This is a genomic window from Bremerella cremea (assembly GCF_003335505.1).
Lineage (GTDB): Bacteria > Planctomycetota > Planctomycetia > Pirellulales > Pirellulaceae > Bremerella > Bremerella cremea_A.
Genome location: NZ_QPEX01000017.1, coordinates 61,529 through 79,627 on the forward strand (window position 1 = coordinate 61,529; position 18,099 = coordinate 79,627).

Here is an 18,099-nt window from a genome sequence, read left to right on the forward strand (position 1 = left end):
TCGATTAGTCCCACCACCAACCGTGATGGTTAATCGTCTGCGGGACACTGCTTTCGATGCGCTCGGCGGACATCAAACCGTAATCATCGACATGGATGTTTTCATCCTTGACGAACTGAGAAGAATCGAAGCTAACGCCTCCACTGACTCCAGCGATGATATGTTTGCGATCGATGATTCGCATATTCATTATCGAGTCGACATCTTGCGGAGCTGGGGACGTTTGAGGAGTGTAGCTGCCCTTAGGCCCAAAGTGGGTCATGTTCCAGTGGGTCTGGTCGGCAAGGCGTTCTTTCTCGATCAGGGCACTGACAATTGCTAGATCGAAAATGTTCTTCATCTCGGCATAAATCGGGTATTTCACGGAAAGAGCATCGTAGTTTTGCGTGAAGTTTCGAGCGAACGTTGCGTTCAGTGCGGTTGCCGTATTGGTGTGGATTCGGCCTCCTTGGGCATCGAGCAGCTCGTTTTCGCACAAGACCTGGACGCCAGGCCCTTGCAGCTCAAAGGCCTCCCGTTTTTCCGTGGCGTTGATCGCTTTGTAGTTGAGGGTGAACCACCAACGCAGCACATCCATCGGGGGTGGACTGCCACCAGGGGGGACGGAGATCATTTCCAGGTAGCTGGGAACGCCGGCGGTACCCTCTTCCAGCCCCATGCCGATTCGCTTCATGTGGTAATCTGCTTCGACAATGACCTGTCCTACGCGTGTGTCGCGATTGATCCCATGAACATCAATCTCTTGCTTGCCGATTGCGTCGCGCAGTCCAGTTAGCCAAGCATCACGTTGGCGAGGGTGAAGTGGTTTGTCAGAGGTTGCGTCGAGATACTCTTGGGCGTTCTTTAGACCGGTTTGAGTGGGGGTGATCGCACAACCGAACCGCCCCTTATCCGTAATGGCATTTCGGAGCAGGACGACCAAGTCGTCTAATTGCAAAACAGGGTGAGAGGTAGCTTGGTTGACTGTGCGGCCTTCGGCATTTTCGTGCCACGGACCAGCAGGGCCAGCGATGACAATCTCCCCTTCTTCCGGATAAACGAGTACGTATTTAATTTCATAAATGCCGGCCAGATTTAGCATTTCTTCCGTGGGTGGTTGCCCCAAGGCCCAGCGAAGTTGGGATTCTTTTTCCAGGCGAGTTAGAGAAACCTTCCGCAGATGGGAAGTGATCGAGGCATCTTGATTGGACGCCGCGATTTTCGAGGCATCATGAATGCCAGAGAGCAACGTGTTGTCCGCCAGCTTGGTGACCCGCTGTAGCGTACCTTGAGAATCGACGTAAACACCGGTTGCGAAGGGGGCCACCGAACCTGGACCGCCTAGTTCTTCCCAGCTTTCCGGCTGGACGGTCGTGGTGATCAATTCGATTAATGAATCGAAGTCGGGCTGAACGCCACCACCTCGCGGAGCGACTGGTTCGGCACGTGCCGCCGTTGCTTCGGCAAGAAACTGTGAGCGTGTTTGGTCATCTTCAATATACGAAGCCGTTTCGACCGAAGCACGGACTAGCCCAAAACGAAGCTGATTACGAGCAATCGTGGCGTGAGCATCGTCGCGCTGGGCATTGCTTTTTAGATGTTTAATTTCATCTAATGCCCGCGTGAACTCGCCATGTTGACTAAATGCGTTGATTCGGCTGAGGGGATCTTGGTCCGTGGGGCGATCTTCACCAAATGTTACATTAGCAATGAAAGAAGCGAAAAGTAACGCGAACAAACCGTTCGCGAAAATCCCTGCCCGAATAAGGGTGAGCATGGGAGATTTCTCCAAGTGATCGAATTCTCTAGTTCCGTGAGTAGACTATTAGATTCTCTTCTTGGCGAGATAAGGTCAAGCAATTAGTGGGCAGTCGGCGGAATTCGACTCAAATTTCTTCCGCAACGGCCAAGAAATAAAAAACAGCCAGAGTTTCGTCTAGGAAATTCTCTGGCTGTTTTTTTATTTTACCGTGCTGGCGATTTAGGCCGCACCAGTCGCGACTAGCCGCAGCAAGTCGGTTCTGGAGCACAGCAGGTTGGTTCCGGCATGCAGCAAGCTGGCTTGCAGCAGCGGTGCAGCTTGTGCTTCAGGTGGTGGAACAAGCCACACTTCTTGGCACAAGGATCGCAGCAGGAAGGTTCTGGAGCACAGCAGGTGGGCTCTGGAGCGCAGCAAGTGGGTTCCGGAGCACAGCAGGTCGGCTCAGGAGCACAGCAGGTGGGTTCCGGTGCACAGCAAGCTGACTTGCAGCAGCGGTGCAGCTTGTGCTTCAGGTGGTGGAACAAGCCACACTTCTTGGCACAAGGATCGCAGCAGGAAGGTTCCGGAGCACAGCAGGTTGGCTCAGGAGCACAACAGGAAGGTTCCGGGGCACAGCCACAGCCGTGCGAGAAGCCGAACATACCGGCTTCAGCGGTGGAGGCAGCGGCAAAGATCAAACCGACAACCAACATCGCAGGGAAAGCAAAACGGGCATTCATCGAGAGGACTCCAACTTGACTTAACATTAACCACCAGAAAAAAACAAACTCTCACCCCATCCGCTGTGACCTAAATCCAGGGCGACAAAGCCTGGATCCCGCACTTTGAACTAGGCGAGTAACTTTCCTCGGTAAGGAACTATCACTCGCTATCGACTACCCAAAACGAAACCCTCTAGCAAAATGCCTAAATTGTCTAGTCGGAGCATCTTTACAGTTCCGGTCGTAGCGTCTTAAACGGCTGTGCTACCACTGGCTTCATTGAGGAGGTTAAATCGCTCCCCAGATGTGGGCGAAAACACGGTTCGAAACCCATGGTTAAGAAGGAATAGTCGCTTCTCGCTGGGGACCTTTCCCAACGGAAATTGCGATATGGAAGGGGTAAGCGAGCCTCTAATAAGGCTCAGCATTTAGGAAGGGGCGTGTTCAATGTCGACTACAGATCACCATGCGTTGGTCTACTCCGAATTTGGAGACGACGAGGATTTGGCCGAACTTGTCGAGATGTTTGTGGATGAGATTCCTGATCGTGTTCAAAGCATGCTTGATGCTGCCGAGAGTTCGGATTGGGAACAGTTGGGGAGAATTGCCCACCAGATGAAGGGGGCGGCAGGAAGTTACGGTTTCAGCGAGGTCACCAATGTTGCCGCCGTGCTAGAGCACGCTTGCCGACACAATGCCCCAGCCGAAACGATTCAACGGAGTTTGCATGACTTGGTAACAATATGCTTGCGAATGCGCGCGGGAACCCCAAACTAAGGGGCTGTTCAATCGCGTCCCCGTTGACCTGCCACGACTCGACTACCTATCATTCGGGAATCGTAACTACGCTTTCCGAATGACAAGGTATCGATGTCCATAGCGACCCCCTTCGGCGATAATGCTCGATCAGAATGCGATATTGCACCAGACTTGGTGCTCGCGAATCTTCTCGCGGAATGTTCTGCCGCGCCCGACTTGAAGCAGACCGTCCTCGACGGACTAACCAATCCGGTTGGCTACCCCGATTTGGCCCAGGCTTCGGTGCCAGGGGATGTCGTGTTGTTTGTGTTCGGCAAAGAAGTGGGCGATTACGAACCAATCGCTGCGGCGATTGTCGCCTATGCCCAAGCAACTGGGATGAACGATCGCTCGTTTCAATTTCTGCTCCCGCACGACACCTTGAGCCCTATCGTCGAGCGGTTGAAGCAGGTTACGGCTCCGCTGGGGGAACAGGCGGAAGTGATCGTGCATCAGCCGCAAGATCAAAAAGCGAACGCTTTTCTCACGTCAACACAAGAGAATCATGCGATTATATTGAATCGCCACCTATGCGATGCCGACTTGGTGGTGCCCATTGACGTAGCGCGAAGTAAGGGGGCCTTTGGTTACTTCGGTCCCTATTCTTCGATCTTTCCGACCTACTCCGATATCGACACACAAAAACGATGGAATTCGCCACTGTTTGTTACCCGTCTACCGCGTCGGAAACGGCGTATCGCTGAGGTGGAAGAGATTCGTCAATTATTGGGAATCGTCTACAATTGCCTCTTAATTCCGGCTCGTGGTGGTGGCTATGGAGCCGCGATCTTTGGTGAAGCGTCGCATGTCGAAAGGGAAGCGAATCGCCAACTGCGTGAATTCTGGGAGCCCCATCTGCCCACGATGGCCGGCGTCGTCATTGCTTTGATTACCGGAGGTCAAGCCGGACAGACCTGGGAGAATGCAGCCCGGGCGCTCGCCAACGTCGAGCATCTTGTCCGCCCGGACGGAGCGGTTATCTTGGCGACCGAAATTCGGCAACGTCCCGGCGTGGCGATGTCGCAAATGGCCGAGTCTTTGGAGTTCACCGACTTTGAAGCCCAAATGCGTAAGTCGCGGCACGAAGATTCTGCGATCGCACTTCAGTTCGCGCGGACGTTAGCCCAGTGTAAGGTCTATATCCGTACGGCATTACCGGAAGCGGTGATGGACGATCTTGATATGATTCCGGTTCAATCGGATGAAGAGTGTCGTAAGATTTGCGAACACTATCAAGACGTTGTGGTTGTCCATGATGCTCAGAATATGTCGGTCCGTGTTGCGGATTCGACTGCCTCTTTCTAAACCTTTGCTTGATTAAAGAATTGATGCCGGATCAAAGCTGCCAGCTATTGTGGACTGCCTCGCCTTGGGCAACCTGGATCGAAATCAGCGGGCCAAGTCACCTGCGGTTTGTTCAAGGGCTTTGCTCGAATGATGTGGCTGCGTTGGAAGCAGGACATGGCTGCGAGGCTTTCATCCCAACCCTGCAAGGAAAGATCTTAGCGCACGGCTATCTTTGGAAGTCGACCGACCGAATTGAGTTTGCTGGTTTAGGAAATCAGACGCCTGGCTTGCTGCCTCATTTGCAGAAATATGCCATGATCGAGGACGTGGAAGTCGCCGACCGAAGTACCTCAGGAGAAGCGATTCTGGTTTGGGGTGAAGAGGTAGCGGCCGTCTTGTCAGCGATTCTCGGAACCGAGGTGCCTCTCGGTGATTTAGAACAGAGCGAGGTTATTTGGGAAGGCAATTCCCTTCGTCTGTTTCGGCCCACTGCCATGAACACCGCTGCAATGGAAATTCGAGGGGAGCAAGCCACGGCTGTCGCCTCGCTACTGAGCGAGAAGGGAGCGAAGGAAGTTGGGATGAACGCGTTCCAGCAATCGCGAATCGCCCAGCGTTTCCCTTGGCATGGAGTCGACATCACCCCTGAGCATCTGGCCCAAGAGGCGAACCGAGACGATCAAGCGATTAGCTTTAAGAAAGGGTGTTATCTGGGTCAGGAAACAGTCGCTCGAATCGATGCTTTGGGGCACGTCAATAAGAAGCTAGTAGCCGTTCGCCTGCTTGGCACCTGCGAAGACTTGCCGCAAGCAATTGTCGTGGAGGGGAAAGAAATTGGGCAAGTAACCTCGCTGGCGGAAGTCGACGGGCAAAATATCGGCTTGGCCATGATTCGGCGCAGCCACAATGCCGCTGGTACTAAGATCGAGTGCGAACTAGGCACGATCGAAGTGCTTAAGTAATGCTTGTTGCGATGCGTGTCCCGGCAGCCTCAGCAAATATGTGAAGTTCACCCTCTGCACGCTGCGAAGTGATTAAGACGCCCAGTTATTGACATCGAAACCAAGCTCGGCACGCTCTTCTCGCATGATGAGTTGAATGTCGTCTCGTGCGGCGAAGAAGGCTTCAACCACCTTCGGATCCCACTGAGTTCCCGAACCTTCGCGGAAGATCTGGTCGACTTTCTCGGCGGGCATGCCTTTACGGTAGGGCCGATCACTCGACATCGCGTCGTAGGAATCGGCCACGGCGGTGATGCGGGCCATCAAGGGGATTGTTTCCCCGACCAGCCCATAAGGATAGCCTTTGCCATCCCATTGCTCGTGGTGATGTAGCACCACAGGAAGCACGTCTTTCAGTTGCTTTAGGCCGGCCAAAATATTGCAACCTAGTTCAGGATGCAGCTTGATATGTTCGTACTCTTCATCCGTTAAGCGCCCAGGCTTGCGGAGAACGCAGTCATCAATCCCAATCTTCCCCACGTCGTGTAGCAGACCTGCCATGTACATGAGATTGAGGGCTTGATTGTCGAGGCCTAGTTCTTGGGCCAGTCGAACACCTAGGCGGGCCACGCGATCGCTATGGCCGCAAGTATAAGGGTCTTTGGCATCGATCGCGGAAGTGAGTGCATGGACCACGCTAGTCACAAATTCGGACTGACGGCGGTATAGCTCGATATTGCCGCTGTGAATGCCAAGGATCGTGCCGACACTACTCAGCAAACTGGCTTCGACGGTCCCGAATCCTTTTTCTTCGTTGTGATTGATCGCAAAAAGCCATCCGAAGATGTTTTCGCTTTCAACGAGGGGGACCGCAATGATTTGCCGAATCTCGTGAAATGGCCAATCGGATCGTTCAGTCACACGCTGATTGGCGACGAACGCGGAACGCTTTTGATTCAGGTTCAGATGATGAACCAACTGACTCAACATCTGGGCATCGGCGGGGCAGTCCCCGGCGGTCAATTGCTGCGAGGAAAAAGGATTGCCATCGGCATTATGGGCGTCGCGATTGTTGCCCGGTTGTTGGAATAAAATCGAGAGTCCCCGACAAGGGATCACTTCCAGCAACCAATTTAATGCCAAGTCCCCAAGTTGAGCGTCGCTGCTAGAAATTCGTAAATTCTGGGTAAGGCCGTACAGTAAGCTGATTTCTTCGTAAGTTGAAGAAAGGCTGTCGGAAACTTTGTCGATTTCTTCGGTTAGACGAACAATTTCACTCTCGGCACTCATCTTGCCCAGTACAACCGAGGACATGCGTTGAAGGGCGGGGATGGTCCATTCTGTTTGTCTGTGGTACCAACGTTTGGCATCTCTCGGCGAGACGCTCAGGACCTTCGCCATGCGGGAAAAATCGACCGCCGCCGTCGAGGTGTTGGCCAAGCGAAACGGAGCCGAAGCTACGAGGTCTTGGTGTTCGTCTTTGAGGGGGAATGCGAGCAGCGTGCAACCGGCTTCCTCGGCAACAAACATTGCCGTGCCTTCCTTCACAACGCCAGGACTGATACTCGCAAGTAGATCCTCGTCTCCGTAACAATGCCCTTCTGCTGGTAAAATGAGTTCCCCAGATCTGCCATCACGAAAGCTAAAGGGTACTCCGAAGTAGTTTTGTAACTCTGTGCTTAACTGTTTCAAACGGTGGCGCACCGCTGGCACAAAGGCACCAACCGTATTGCCGGTGAGTGACAGCGAAGCGGGTGGCATCGACATAGAAACAATCCTGACAACAGAGATAGAAGAACCGCAGATGTCGGCTGGACATCTTTTAAATGTAGATCACAATGCCAATCTTGGCTGCCAAGTCCCTTTAAGTCATACTTTGGGGCGTCACCTACGGTTTATCGCGTAATTGTTCCCTTGTCTGAGTCTACTGCTTCGGCATGCAAGTCACCCCGAATTAGGGCTATCGAATAATCCGAAAACTCTTACGATGCGGATTCTGCTTCCCTGAGATCTAGTTCCAATGAGGTTTTCTTGTAGGGGTTGCAGGGATTGGGGGAAGTGAACACGGAAAACCGCTTTTCAATTCCCAGCCTGAATTTTTTTATGTATTGCGCATTTCAGTTCATTTAGATCATGTCTCTTCGCTTGCCATTGCTGATTACCGGGGTGCCTGGTGTTCCCGGTTACAACGCCTTATTTCACTTCGGCCATAAGTATCCTGGCCAGGTTGTTGGGCTACGTCCTACCGACAACTGGCGGCTAGATGGAGAACATATCGTCGCGTGCGACATGGAAGATATCGACGCATTAAAACGCCTCTTCGACGAACACCAGTTTGGTTCGGTGCTGCATTGTGCGGGGAGCTGCGCGCTGAAGTCGTGCGAGCTCGACCCTGCGATGGCTTGGCGGATCAATCTCGAAGGAACGCGCAATCTCCTGCACATCTTGGAGGGGACCAACACGCGGTTGGTGCATTTATCGATCGACTTAGTATTTAGCGGCGTCGGGACTGGCAATATGCTGGAAACGGACAGTACCGACCCGGTCACCGTGTACGGCAAAACGATGGCGGCGGCAGAAAGCCTGGTCTCTTTAATGCGCCCCGATGCGACGATTTTGCGGATCTCGTTGCCGATGGGGGTCAGTTTTAACGGGCACGCTGGAGCGATCGATTGGATTCAATCACGTTTTAAAAAGCAGCGTCCGGCAACGCTCTATTTTGATGAAGTACGAACGCCAACCTATACCGATTGTATGAATCTTGCGTTTGAAGAGGTTCTCGCGCGATCTTTGCCCGGAATTTATCATGCCGGTGGTCCGACACGCCTGAGCTTGTTCGAGATTGCCCAGGTCGTCAACCGCGTGGGTGGATACGACCCAGATCTGTTGATGGGGTGTATGCGTGTCGAAGCAGGCCCAATTCCGCCGCGAGCTGGCGACGTGTCGATGAACTCGACCAAGCTAGTCGAACAGCTGGGATTCGAGCCGTTTCATTCATGGCCCTACGACGCCCGGTATGTTCCGACCCACCGCGAGTGGCATTACGATCGAGCAGGGGACGAAGAGGGTAGTGCAGAACTTCTCGAACAGATTTTGTACTGCAACCCACTGCGTGAGGAAGGGGTTGTCCGCCCACCTTTCGTGCGCTAGACCAGCCGCCAGTCAGCGACCAGCCTAGCTTTCGAAAGAGAGTGTCAACAAGCGAGTTTTTCCGAACGACTACTTGATTGGCTGAGGGAATTCCGGGTTAAGGAATCGTCCGTTTTCGCTGATCAGTTCTCCATCGGCAAAGATTTGACCTCCTTGGCGAAGATCGCACACCATGTCCCAGTGCAGGCCAGACTCGTTTGTGCCGCCAGATTCTGGATACGCGGCCCCGACTGCGGCATGAAAGGTTCCGCCGATTTTTTCGTCGAACAACGTGTTTTTCGAATATTGCTGAATTGCGTAGTTCGTACCGATCGCAATTTCTCCGAGGACCCGAGCGCCGGCATCTTGGTCGAGCATGGCCAGAAGGAATTCTTCCCCCTTGGTGGCCTTGGCATCAACCACACGGCCATCCTGAAAGGTTAGCTCTATTCCATCCGACTCACGACCGCCGTGGACAGCCGGGAAACTGTATTTGACGACACCTTGGGTAGCGGTTTCGACCGGACCCGTAAAGACTTCTCCGTCGGGGAAGTTCTCGTGCCCATCACAATTGATCCACTTCCGCCCCTCGATACCGAGCGTGAGATCGGTGCCTTGCGGGGTAACGAAGCGGATCTCTTTTTTGGTCATCAAGAAATCGGCCAGTTTTTGCTGGCCAATGCTAAGCTGTTTCCAGATTGCGACTGGATCGTCTTCGTGGATGTAGCCAGAGCGGAAGACGAATTCTTCGTACTCGGAAAGTGACATTTCTGCATCTTGAGCAGACGATTCGCAGGGAAACTGAGTCCCCACCCAATTCAGCTCGCCCGATGCTGCGCGGCCCAGGAACTTCTTGAAATAGGTCTTCCTTGCTTGGCTTAGGAGCGTGCTTTTTTGAGGTGGAATGGAAGATAGGGCTTTGGTGTTCTTCTGGCCCCACAGGCCAATCGAACAGTCGATTGTTTCCACCGCTTGTATGAGCAAAGGGTTTTCGTAGAGGAGTTGCTCGTCGGAGCCTTCTTCTAGCAAGATTCGTTTGCATTCGTCGGGGACAACGCTGATTTCGGCATGGGCACCTGCTCGGATGACTTCCCGATAAATGGCAATAATCATCGGCTCGGCAATCGTTGGGCCGCTAATGCGAACCAATTGGCCAGGCTTCACTTTTCCGGAGTACTGCACCAGAACCTGGGCGAGTTTTTCGTAGCGTGGGTCCATCGAGACCGATTCCTTTCCGAGGGCAAAACAAAGCTATTCGCGACGGTGGGGCGGCGCGGAAAGAGGAATAGCGCCGAATCATCATCGGCGCCATATTATCAGAGCAAACAAAATCCACGGAGCCAGGGCGATTGCTAACGCGGCAATTTGCAGCGACTTGGGGGCTCGACGTTTTCGTCGAGATTGAACGATCGGCGTAAGAAGTCCGCCTACACTTCCGGTAACAACCGACGTGAAGAGGAGAAGATCCCCAAACGCACGCAACGTATCTTTGGGGCCACCTGCTAATTGCCAGATAGCAATTGCGAACCACATCAGTAGCACGCCAATGACAAACACCAGAGTCGCAAAGATGCAAAGACTCCAAAAGATTGTCAGAGATTCTATTGCCTGTGACTCGCCCGGAGGTGCATGGCCCTCGGGGCGGGACAGCTTTTTTTGACTGCGCCGCTTTTTCGACACGATGAGTTCCGCATTGCACGTGGGGGGGATGAATATTTCCCCCCAAGTATGTCGCTGTCGACTTCATTGGTCAACAAGGAAGCATTCCCGGTGGACATCGCGTTTTTACGGCGTAGCGATCTAATCGGCGAGTAAAACTACTTACCGTAATAATGGACGTCGACTTTGTCGCAACCTTTGAAGACGACCTTCACCTTAAAACCGCAGCACCATTCGTACTCGACGATCCCACGCTTAAACAAACCGCAGCGGCTAGAGATCGAGGGAACTCCTTCGCAACAAGCAGGCAGGCAAATCGGAACATCGACGTAGCAGTTACAGCGTGGATCGGTCACCTGCAAAATGGCTTCGGTCGGAGGTGTACACGAGCAAGAGAGTGCTTTTTTGGCGTGCAGACCATGCGTTTTGTATTTGAAGCATGGTTCGTAGCAGCACGGCTGAGGTGGTACAGGCGCACAGCAGCTTGGCTCAGCAGATTTCGCGGCTTGCGAGGCACTGGCCGAAGCGAATAGTACCACTGCGGCGAAAACAATAGGCAGCATGTTGGTAAACTTCGTCATGTTGGCAAACTCCTTAGGGCAAGTGGGCGACTGCGCGAGAATCCTTCGCTGGCGATACGTTCGTATTTCATGTGAACGCGAACATCTCCTTCCAGCCTACCATCTCTCTGCTGCCGGGCAACTGGGTGCTTTAGCCTAAGTTTATTAGCCAAACGAGGAGACTGTATCACCTACCTCAAAGGTATTTGTTTTGTCAATTTCGCGGGTTTCTTTTGCCAAAGGAAGAGTCGCGACCTACGTTTCAAATGGTGGTTGCTGGAACAGCGAGGCACCCTCCTCATAAACAGCGGGAAATCCAATGTTTCCCAAGAAAAACTTTTCGAGCTTGGCCCGTTTCGTGGGCGATCTTTTCGCAGAGTGGAATATGGCCGAGTTCTCTTCATGTGATAGGCGGAAGGCAGGGTTGACGTGAACGCTCACGCAATGGCTCCCTTGATGAGCACCGACTACACGCCGCTCGATCAAGCACTAAGCCAACTCCGTTTCCAAAACGGAGAGTTGGAAACGTTTATTGATCAGCTGCTCAGCGAGATTACCCATTGGGGTCAAGAGGTTGAATCGTATGCGAATGAACTGATCAACACGCGGCGAGAACTCGAGCAAACGGCCCAGTCTGCTTCTCAGCTTGCTGAGGAAAACCAACGTTTAAATCAAATCGTCCAGCAGCAAAACGAAGCGATAGACCAAACCAAGACAGAAATTGCAGAACTGCAACAACAGCTTTCTGCCGCGAACGAGGCTTGTCAGGCCGCCGAGAACAGGCCCACTGACCAGCAGCGGATTGCGGAACTCGAGCACGAACTTAGTGCTGCTCGTTCTCATTTCAACGGCGACGAATCACTGTTGGGGCAAGTCGAGCAACTTCGCCGCGAGTTGGCGGCCACCAAGTTGGAACTCCTTAAACGCGAGCAAGCCGAGGCGAATGAATCGCAGCATGAGGATTTCGACACTTTAAAACAACGCAATGAAGTACTCGAAGGCGAACTGCATCAGGTGCGTGGCCATGCGTTGCGCTTGACCGAAACGATCGACCAGCAACGCAAAGAGATGAATCAGCAGAAGTCTTCTTGGACCGAAGAGATGCAGGCTATGCGATCACTGCTCGAGCGACGCATGGCTCCGGCAGCCGCTCAACCCCAATCGTTCGCAGAAACGTCGGTTATTAACGAGACAGCCACCGTTGCAAGAGATGAACTAGAGATCCGAGCCAATAACAATAACACGGTAGTCGATTCCGTGATGGCGCAGTTTGCCAAGCTACAGCGAGATGTGAATAAGCGTCGCAACCAGCAGCGTAGCTAGACCCTTTTGAAGAAGTCATCATTCAGGATTCAACTCATGTATCGCTATTTAGTAGGGGGGATTGCGGTAGCTGGCCTGGTAGTACTAGGTGGGCTGGCCTGGCTTTCCCATAATCTTCTCTTGGCTTACATGGTCGCTCTTTTATCGGCCGCGCTGATCGCTGGGATGCTTTTCTATCGCGCGTTTCAAAAAAAGCTGTCTTCCTCGCCCGGTATGAAAGCGAAATCGCCAGCTACAACAACTGCGGCGTCTACTCGCGAACAGAATGCGATGGACTCGGAAGTGAATGATTCCCAAGACCTAGCCGAGCTCATGCTAGAGCAAGGACGTTACGCACTTCTGTTACGACCACAAATTGCCGCAAGCATTCCTCCCCAAACATTGGCTCGCGCCCAAGAGATGTTGGACGACGAGATGACCTTGGTCCCCTGCGGGGATACGATTGTCGGCAAAGGAGTCAGCGATTCGGCAGATCTGCCGGAACACCTAGATGGCCGCGTCGTGCATGTCGAGGGGTTTTATCTCGATCGATACCAGGTCACCAACGAACAGTATCAACGTTTTGTAGATGCCGGTGGGTACGAGCAACTTCCGCTTTGGGACCCTGAAATCGTTCCGGCTATTCTTGAGTTCGTCGATTCAACGGGAATAGGTGGGCCGCGCTATTGGAAGAACGGAACCTATCCTTCCGGCCAGGCAAAGCATCCGGTAGTAGGTGTTTGTTGGTACGAGGCTGCCGCCTATGCGCGGTGGGTGGGCAAACGATTGCCAACGGATCCCGAGTGGGTCAAGTCAGGGAGTTGGCCAGTACCACTGCCTGGCTCGCGGCCGATTCAGCGTAAGTTTCCTTGGGGAGAAGCATTCGATCAAAACAAAACCAACCTCTGGGGAAGCGGCAAAGGTGGAACCACGCCGGTCGATGACTTTGCCGACGGCATGAGTGTGGGGGGGGCCTACCAATTGATTGGCAACGTCTGGGAGTGGACATCCAGTCGTTTTGGCGCATGGCAATCGAGTATGCGTCCACTGATCTTGGATGCCTCGATGCGGAGCGTGCGGGGAGGTGCCTTCGACACTTACTTCGAAAATCAAGCCTCCTGTGATTTTCAAAGCGGCGACAAAGCCGTGGCTCGAAAGCGGAATATTGGCTTCCGCTGCGCGATCGGGCTGTGCGATCTGATTCCAGACGATGCGATGCAAGCCGACGAAACTCTGGATCAGGTCGAAACCTATGAAGAATTTGCTGAGGTGACCCAATGACCAAGCGTGTCCTCGTACCCATGGAATCGTATCGGCTTGCTGAAGCGGCTGTACCTTTGTCGTGCTACATCTGTGGTGTCGACAATAGTTACAGCACGGAATTATGCCGCCACTGTGGCGCTCCGCTGGCTCTTTCGCATCAAGCTCGGACCCAAGGCGTGCGTCCGCAGATGCTGGCCGTTCTAGGAACCGCTGCCGCTGGCAAAACGGTTTACTTGGGCATGCTGCTAGATATGTTGACGCGACAAAATGGTCGTGTGCAGGTGCTGGCCCGAGGGGCTTTCTCGATCACGCTACAGCAGCGGACCATGATGGCGTTGGCTAAGTGTCAATTCCCTGAGAAAACGCCGAACGAGCCTGATCGCTGGAACTGGGTCCATTGCCAAGCGAAGCTCAACAATAAAAAGGAACCAATGGAGCTGATCATGCCGGATATGGCCGGGGAAGCGATCTTAGAAGAGATCGACCATCCCAATGCCTATCCCGCGATTCATTCGTTCCTCGATAAATGCTCTGCGGTCATCTTGCTGGCCGATACCGATCGGATTGAACGTGGCGGGGCGGAACAAAATTACTTCTTAATGAAGCTGATCACCTATCTCAGCGAAAAGGATGGTCGCCGTAACAAAAGTAAGAAATCGACTCGCCCGGTTGCCATTGTCTTTTCCAAAGCGGATCGCTGTGAGCCTTGTTTCGATAATCCAGAACTGTATGCCAAGGAAAAGACTCCTAATCTTTGGCAACAAGTTCAACAGCGATTTGAGAATTATGGGTTCTTCGCTTCCGGGGTAGCTGGGGCTGTCGGTTTCCGGGAGGAGCCAGGCGAAGGGCCTCTGGCAGTACCACTGCGGATCGAGCCACGCGGGATTGTGGAACCATTTGAATGGCTTGTCCGCAAAGTTTAAATCGGTGAAAGCAGTGACTCCTCGCACGCCTCAGTCTCTTCAAGCATCCAAGTCGAACATCACAAGACCAGCCGGAACGGTTCCTGTTGAGCAGGCCATTTTTACTTCGGCTCGGACAGCGAAGAAAGACGGCTATCAACTGGTCGCTTGGAGCCCAGGAATTAGTGCGGATGACGCCCGCCTGTTAGCGGTATGGGGGCCGGCGCACGATTCGATGATCGTCGATGACCCATCCGATGTCAGCTTAAACTTTCATCCTTTAAGGGAAGGGAAATTCTGCATCTCACGCACGATGCTTGGCTCGGCCGAGTATAGTGGACGCGGCGGTCGCCAGGTTTACACGCACTGTTTCGTCTTAGATACGTCCGGCTTCGCTCGATTTTATAACGATCCGTTTCGTGTGCTGTCGGCCGCGTTAGCGATTCATGATTTACGTCCTGGGCCTGAGTTGCCGACCGATTTGCCGACGATGATGATGTTGCCTTCCGGGCCACCGGTCGAGCCTGGCTTGATTCGTTTCTTCGACGAACCCAAGCAGCAGCAGACGCTTGTAACCTGGTTTCATCAGGCACTTACGTCCAAAAAACTGTTATTCACCGGCGACTATAACGATCGTTTCCTCGCGGTGTTCTTTAATCTGCTGCCCGTCTCGATTCGACCTTGGTTTCCTTTCTCGACACGTTTGCGATATTCGCCGAGGCGTGAGTTTCGTTTGATCGGGCTGGCCAACGACATCGAAGAACAAAAGAAAGCTGCCCGGCAGGAAGGATGTTCGACGTTTGCATTCGACGCGCCAGCACGTACTCCGGAACTATCACGGCATCCTTGGGCAACGTGGGTGCAAGTTGCCCTGTGCCAACGCGAACCAGATTTTGCGGCGCGTATGATTGGCGAGCTTCCTTTGTCGACACGGTTAGAGGATTTGCCTTCGATTGGAAATCGCCTGCGAATCGCTCTCTCTGGACAACGCCGTCGAGAGGCTGACTCCGCCGCTGCAATAGCGTTGTCCCCGGTCGCGCTGGAAAACGATACCGATCGAGAAGAGTTGTTGCAGCTGGTCGAGCGTTCGCTCGAAGGGGATATTACTGCCTTAGAGCGGCTAAGCTCGGCCTGGGGCTGTCCCGCTGATGAGCGAATGGAGGTGTTGCGTGAAGACTGCGCCAAGCACTTTGTGCAACTCACACGTGAGCGGAAGTCTGCCAGAAATACGAGAATGGCGATGGCAATCGAAATCCTCAGCTTGATTCTGAGAACATCGACCTAGGCTTCTGCCCAGCAAATGCCAACCGTTGTCGCTGCTATTTAGGCGGTGGCGATTTCTTGCGTTCGTAGCTGCGTTCGATTTGAATCGCCTTGCGTCCTTTGTAGGCACCTGCGAAGGCTTGGAACGTTGGTGTTCCATTCACGTTGACTTGCAACGGAGTCCGTGAGTCCTTAGCGGTCGTAATCACATCGCCGACACGCAGGTCGAGCAGTTCTTCCATGGTGATCGTTGTTTCGGCCAGGATCACATCAAGATTGACGTGGGCCTTATCAATGTGATCGCCAATTGCCGCTTTCGATTGTGGTGTTGCTTCGGTGCTGCCGTAAGAAAACCAGGTGTTGGCGGTGAGCTTGTGGCTGATCCGTTCGATTGAGTTGAACGGAATACAAAGATTGATCATGCCGCGAACATCGCCGATTGCTAGTTCAAAACTTACTAGCACGACCACTTCGTTCGGCGGAACGATCTGTACTAACTGGGGGTTGCTTTCCACACGCACGACCTTGAGATCGAGCGGCAAAACGTTTTCCCAAGCTTCTTTTAGTTCCATGAGGAACAAATCAGAAATTCGCGAGACGAGTGTCAATTCGATCTCGGTTAAAGGACGGCGAGTAGCTGGCGTGCTCTCCTTGCCTCCGCCCAAAAGTCGGTCGATGATCGGGTAGAGAATCGACGGGTTGATGTCAAGAATCAAGTTGCCTTCCAGCGGCTCGGCCACAAGCAGGTTAAAGCAACTTGGGTTTTCGAGGCTAAAGACGAACTCGCTGTAGGTAAGCTGATCGACGCTGGTGAGCTTGACTTCGACAATCGAACGGAGCAGGGCAGAGAGAGCTGCTCCGAAGTTTCGGCTGAATCCTTCGTGCATCGATTGCAACGCCCGCATTTGGTCTTTACCGACACGTTCGGGGCGTTTGAAATCGTAGGGGGTAATCTTTTCACGATGACGCGGAGCGTGGCCAGCTTGAGAATCAGCCGAAGCGGTCGCTGCCGGTTTCGACGGTTCGTTCCCCGTCTCCATGGCATTGAGAAGGCTTTCGACTTCAGCTTGGCTCAGTACGTTGTCGGCCATGAATCACTCCCTTGATTCACGATGTCAGGTCGCGCGTAGCACCTTAGCTACGAACGTGACCCTCTCCCATGACGATGTATTTATAGCTCGTTAACGCTTCGATCCCACACGGGCCGCGGGCATGGAACTTGTCGGTACTAATGCCAATCTCGGCACCCAGACCGAATTCCCCGCCATCGTTGAAGCGGGTGCTCGCGTTGACCATTACCGCCGAACTGTCGATTTGGGCGGTGAACTTACGACTGGCGGCCAAGCTTTCGGTGATGATCGCCTCGGTGTGCTTCGAACTGTAGCGATTGATGTGGGCAATCGCTTGGTCAATGTCCGCAACGACTTTGACCGAAATAATTGGTCCCAGGTACTCTTCGCCGAAGTCTTGCTCGGTAGCGGGGACTGCCGATTTCACAATCTGACAAGTTGTCTCGTCACCCCGCATCTCCACTTCCTTCTCTGCGAAGGCTGCGGCGATCAGCGGGAGAAATTTTTCGGCAACCGCCTGATGAACGACAAGAGACTCGGCCGCGTTACACACGCCGTAGCGATGGCACTTGCTGTTAACCGTTACGCGAACGCCTGTCTCAAGATCGGCGTATTGGTCGACGTATACGTGACAGTTGCCGTCGAAGTGCTTGATCACCGGCATCGTCGCTTCTTCGCTAACCCGCCGAATGAGACCTTCTCCGCCGCGAGGAATCGCAACGTCGATAAACTGGTTGAGTTTCAGAAAATGGCCAACAGCGGCGCGATCGGTGGTCGAAACCAACTGCATCGCGTCTTGGGGAATGCCGAACTCGACGGCTTTGCCTTGCAAGATCTGAACGATGGCCTGGGACGAATGGATTGCTTCTTTTCCGCCACGCAAAATCACCGCGTTGCCGCTCTTCACGCAGATGGCTGCGGCATCGGCGGTAACGTTTGGTCGCGATTCGTAAATGAAGAACACAACCCCCAGCGGTACGCGAACTTTTTGAATCGAAAGCCCATTAGGACGCACGGTCGAGTCGATGGTTTCGCCGATCGGGTCGGGAAACATGGCGATTTGTTCCAACGCCGAGGCAATGCCTTCGATGCGATCTTCAGTTAAGCGAAGCCGATCGATCTGAGCGTCGGTTAAGCCGTACTCAGGGGCATTGGCAATGTCTTTGGCGTTCGCCTCGGCAATGATGTCAAAGCTCTCGCGCAGCGCCACGGCCGAGGCACGCAGCCAATCGTTTTTTGCCTGTCCGGAAACGGTCGCCAATATACGCGACGCCGCTTGGGCCTTTTCAGCCGTTTGAAGACAGTAAGTTGTTAAGTCAGTTTCGTCCGCGATCGCCATTTTCAAACCTTGAGAAGCTTTTCGTCCAACGTGAGATTATCTCTGGAATGGGATGCTGGGTCAATGCGAAAGGTTCGCTCTGTATGGAACTAGGGTGTTTTGTAATCTCTTTCTAGAAAAGAAGTTACGTAAAAATAGATCACA

Annotated in this window: 15 protein-coding genes; 8 read left to right on the forward strand and 7 right to left on the reverse strand. The window is 53.3% G+C overall.

Going from position 1 to position 18,099, the window contains the following annotated elements; all coding sequences use genetic code 11:
* Positions 1 to 4 precede the first annotated feature (4 nt).
* Positions 5 to 1,756, reverse strand: a complete 1,752-nt coding sequence (locus DTL42_RS09985; protein WP_114368585.1) for a DUF1598 domain-containing protein — start codon at positions 1,754 to 1,756, stop codon at positions 5 to 7.
* A gap of 224 nt (positions 1,757 to 1,980) precedes the next feature.
* Positions 1,981 to 2,460: a hypothetical protein gene (locus tag DTL42_RS25990; RefSeq protein ID WP_147274228.1), complete on the reverse strand. Its 480-nt coding sequence runs from the start codon at positions 2,458 to 2,460 to the stop codon at positions 1,981 to 1,983.
* Between the two features lie 429 nt (positions 2,461 to 2,889).
* On the opposite strand from DTL42_RS25990, the gene DTL42_RS09995 reads away from it, so the two are divergent.
* The 3 genes from DTL42_RS09995 (at position 2,890) to DTL42_RS10005 (ending at position 5,489) form a co-directional block, all read left to right on the forward strand.
* Positions 2,890 to 3,219, forward strand: coding sequence for an Hpt domain-containing protein (locus tag DTL42_RS09995; protein WP_114368587.1), 330 nt, complete (start codon positions 2,890 to 2,892; stop codon positions 3,217 to 3,219).
* Between the two features lie 93 nt (positions 3,220 to 3,312).
* Positions 3,313 to 4,545, forward strand: coding sequence for a lactate racemase domain-containing protein (locus tag DTL42_RS10000; protein WP_114368588.1), 1,233 nt, complete (start codon positions 3,313 to 3,315; stop codon positions 4,543 to 4,545).
* A 23-nt stretch (positions 4,546 to 4,568) separates the two neighbouring features.
* On the forward strand, positions 4,569 to 5,489 hold the full coding sequence (locus DTL42_RS10005; RefSeq protein ID WP_114368589.1) for a YgfZ/GcvT domain-containing protein: 921 nt from the start codon (positions 4,569 to 4,571) through the stop codon (positions 5,487 to 5,489).
* 72 nt (positions 5,490 to 5,561) lie between these two features.
* Here DTL42_RS10005 and DTL42_RS10010 read toward each other — a convergent pair whose 3' ends face one another.
* A complete protein-coding gene (locus DTL42_RS10010) occupies positions 5,562 to 7,235 on the reverse strand; it encodes an HD-GYP domain-containing protein (protein ID WP_234824150.1) in 1,674 nt (557 codons plus the stop codon).
* Between the two features lie 366 nt (positions 7,236 to 7,601).
* On the opposite strand from DTL42_RS10010, the gene DTL42_RS10015 reads away from it, so the two are divergent.
* On the forward strand, positions 7,602 to 8,618 hold the full coding sequence (locus tag DTL42_RS10015) for an SDR family oxidoreductase (RefSeq protein WP_114368590.1): 1,017 nt from the start codon (positions 7,602 to 7,604) through the stop codon (positions 8,616 to 8,618).
* Positions 8,619 to 8,687: 69 nt separating this feature from the next.
* Here DTL42_RS10015 and DTL42_RS10020 read toward each other — a convergent pair whose 3' ends face one another.
* On the reverse strand, positions 8,688 to 9,815 hold the full coding sequence (locus DTL42_RS10020; RefSeq protein ID WP_114368591.1) for an aminopeptidase: 1,128 nt from the start codon (positions 9,813 to 9,815) through the stop codon (positions 8,688 to 8,690).
* 599 nt (positions 9,816 to 10,414) lie between these two features.
* A complete protein-coding gene (locus DTL42_RS10035; RefSeq protein ID WP_114368594.1) occupies positions 10,415 to 10,837 on the reverse strand; it encodes a hypothetical protein in 423 nt (140 codons plus the stop codon).
* A gap of 408 nt (positions 10,838 to 11,245) precedes the next feature.
* Between DTL42_RS10035 and DTL42_RS10040 the strand changes: the two genes are divergently transcribed.
* Genes DTL42_RS10040 through DTL42_RS10055 form a run of 4 tightly spaced genes read left to right on the forward strand, consistent with a single transcriptional unit; the run spans position 11,246 to position 15,568 of the window.
* A complete protein-coding gene (locus DTL42_RS10040; RefSeq protein ID WP_147274229.1) occupies positions 11,246 to 12,139 on the forward strand; it encodes a hypothetical protein in 894 nt (297 codons plus the stop codon).
* 36 nt (positions 12,140 to 12,175) lie between these two features.
* Positions 12,176 to 13,399: a formylglycine-generating enzyme family protein gene (locus DTL42_RS10045; protein WP_114368596.1), complete on the forward strand. Its 1,224-nt coding sequence runs from the start codon at positions 12,176 to 12,178 to the stop codon at positions 13,397 to 13,399.
* Positions 13,396 to 14,304 carry a TRAFAC clade GTPase domain-containing protein gene (locus DTL42_RS10050; RefSeq protein WP_114368597.1) on the forward strand — a complete coding sequence of 303 codons (909 nt, stop codon included), beginning with the start codon at positions 13,396 to 13,398 and terminating at the stop codon, positions 14,302 to 14,304. The genes DTL42_RS10045 and DTL42_RS10050 overlap by 4 nt, the downstream gene beginning before the upstream one ends.
* A gap of 4 nt (positions 14,305 to 14,308) precedes the next feature.
* Positions 14,309 to 15,568 (forward strand): hypothetical protein, encoded by a 1,260-nt coding sequence (locus DTL42_RS10055; protein ID WP_114368598.1) that lies wholly within the window; start codon positions 14,309 to 14,311, stop codon positions 15,566 to 15,568.
* A 34-nt stretch (positions 15,569 to 15,602) separates the two neighbouring features.
* On the opposite strand, the gene fliM is transcribed toward DTL42_RS10055, so the two are convergent.
* A complete protein-coding gene (gene fliM / locus DTL42_RS10060; RefSeq protein WP_114368599.1) occupies positions 15,603 to 16,637 on the reverse strand; it encodes a flagellar motor switch protein FliM in 1,035 nt (344 codons plus the stop codon).
* Positions 16,638 to 16,680: 43 nt separating this feature from the next.
* Entirely contained in the window at positions 16,681 to 17,955 is a 1,275-nt protein-coding gene (locus DTL42_RS10065) for a glutamate-5-semialdehyde dehydrogenase (protein ID WP_114368600.1), read from the reverse strand.
* Positions 17,956 to 18,099 lie beyond the last annotated feature (144 nt).

Coding starts and splice junctions, on each gene's coding strand:
- DTL42_RS10050 (WP_114368597.1), top strand. CDS start 13,396: ATGACCAAGCGTGTCCTCGTACCCATGGAATCGTATCGGCTTGCTGAA.
- DTL42_RS10010 (WP_234824150.1), bottom strand. CDS start 7,235: ATGTCGATGCCACCCGCTTCGCTGTCACTCACCGGCAATACGGTTGGT.
- DTL42_RS09995 (WP_114368587.1), top strand. CDS start 2,890: ATGTCGACTACAGATCACCATGCGTTGGTCTACTCCGAATTTGGAGAC.
- DTL42_RS09985 (WP_114368585.1), bottom strand. CDS start 1,756: ATGCTCACCCTTATTCGGGCAGGGATTTTCGCGAACGGTTTGTTCGCG.
- DTL42_RS10015 (WP_114368590.1), top strand. CDS start 7,602: ATGTCTCTTCGCTTGCCATTGCTGATTACCGGGGTGCCTGGTGTTCCC.
- DTL42_RS10000 (WP_114368588.1), top strand. CDS start 3,313: ATGTCCATAGCGACCCCCTTCGGCGATAATGCTCGATCAGAATGCGAT.
- DTL42_RS10045 (WP_114368596.1), top strand. CDS start 12,176: ATGTATCGCTATTTAGTAGGGGGGATTGCGGTAGCTGGCCTGGTAGTA.
- DTL42_RS10065 (WP_114368600.1), bottom strand. CDS start 17,955: ATGGCGATCGCGGACGAAACTGACTTAACAACTTACTGTCTTCAAACG.
- DTL42_RS10035 (WP_114368594.1), bottom strand. CDS start 10,837: ATGACGAAGTTTACCAACATGCTGCCTATTGTTTTCGCCGCAGTGGTA.
- DTL42_RS10005 (WP_114368589.1), top strand. CDS start 4,569: ATGCCGGATCAAAGCTGCCAGCTATTGTGGACTGCCTCGCCTTGGGCA.
- fliM (WP_114368599.1), bottom strand. CDS start 16,637: ATGGCCGACAACGTACTGAGCCAAGCTGAAGTCGAAAGCCTTCTCAAT.
- DTL42_RS10020 (WP_114368591.1), bottom strand. CDS start 9,815: ATGGACCCACGCTACGAAAAACTCGCCCAGGTTCTGGTGCAGTACTCC.
- DTL42_RS25990 (WP_147274228.1), bottom strand. CDS start 2,460: ATGAATGCCCGTTTTGCTTTCCCTGCGATGTTGGTTGTCGGTTTGATC.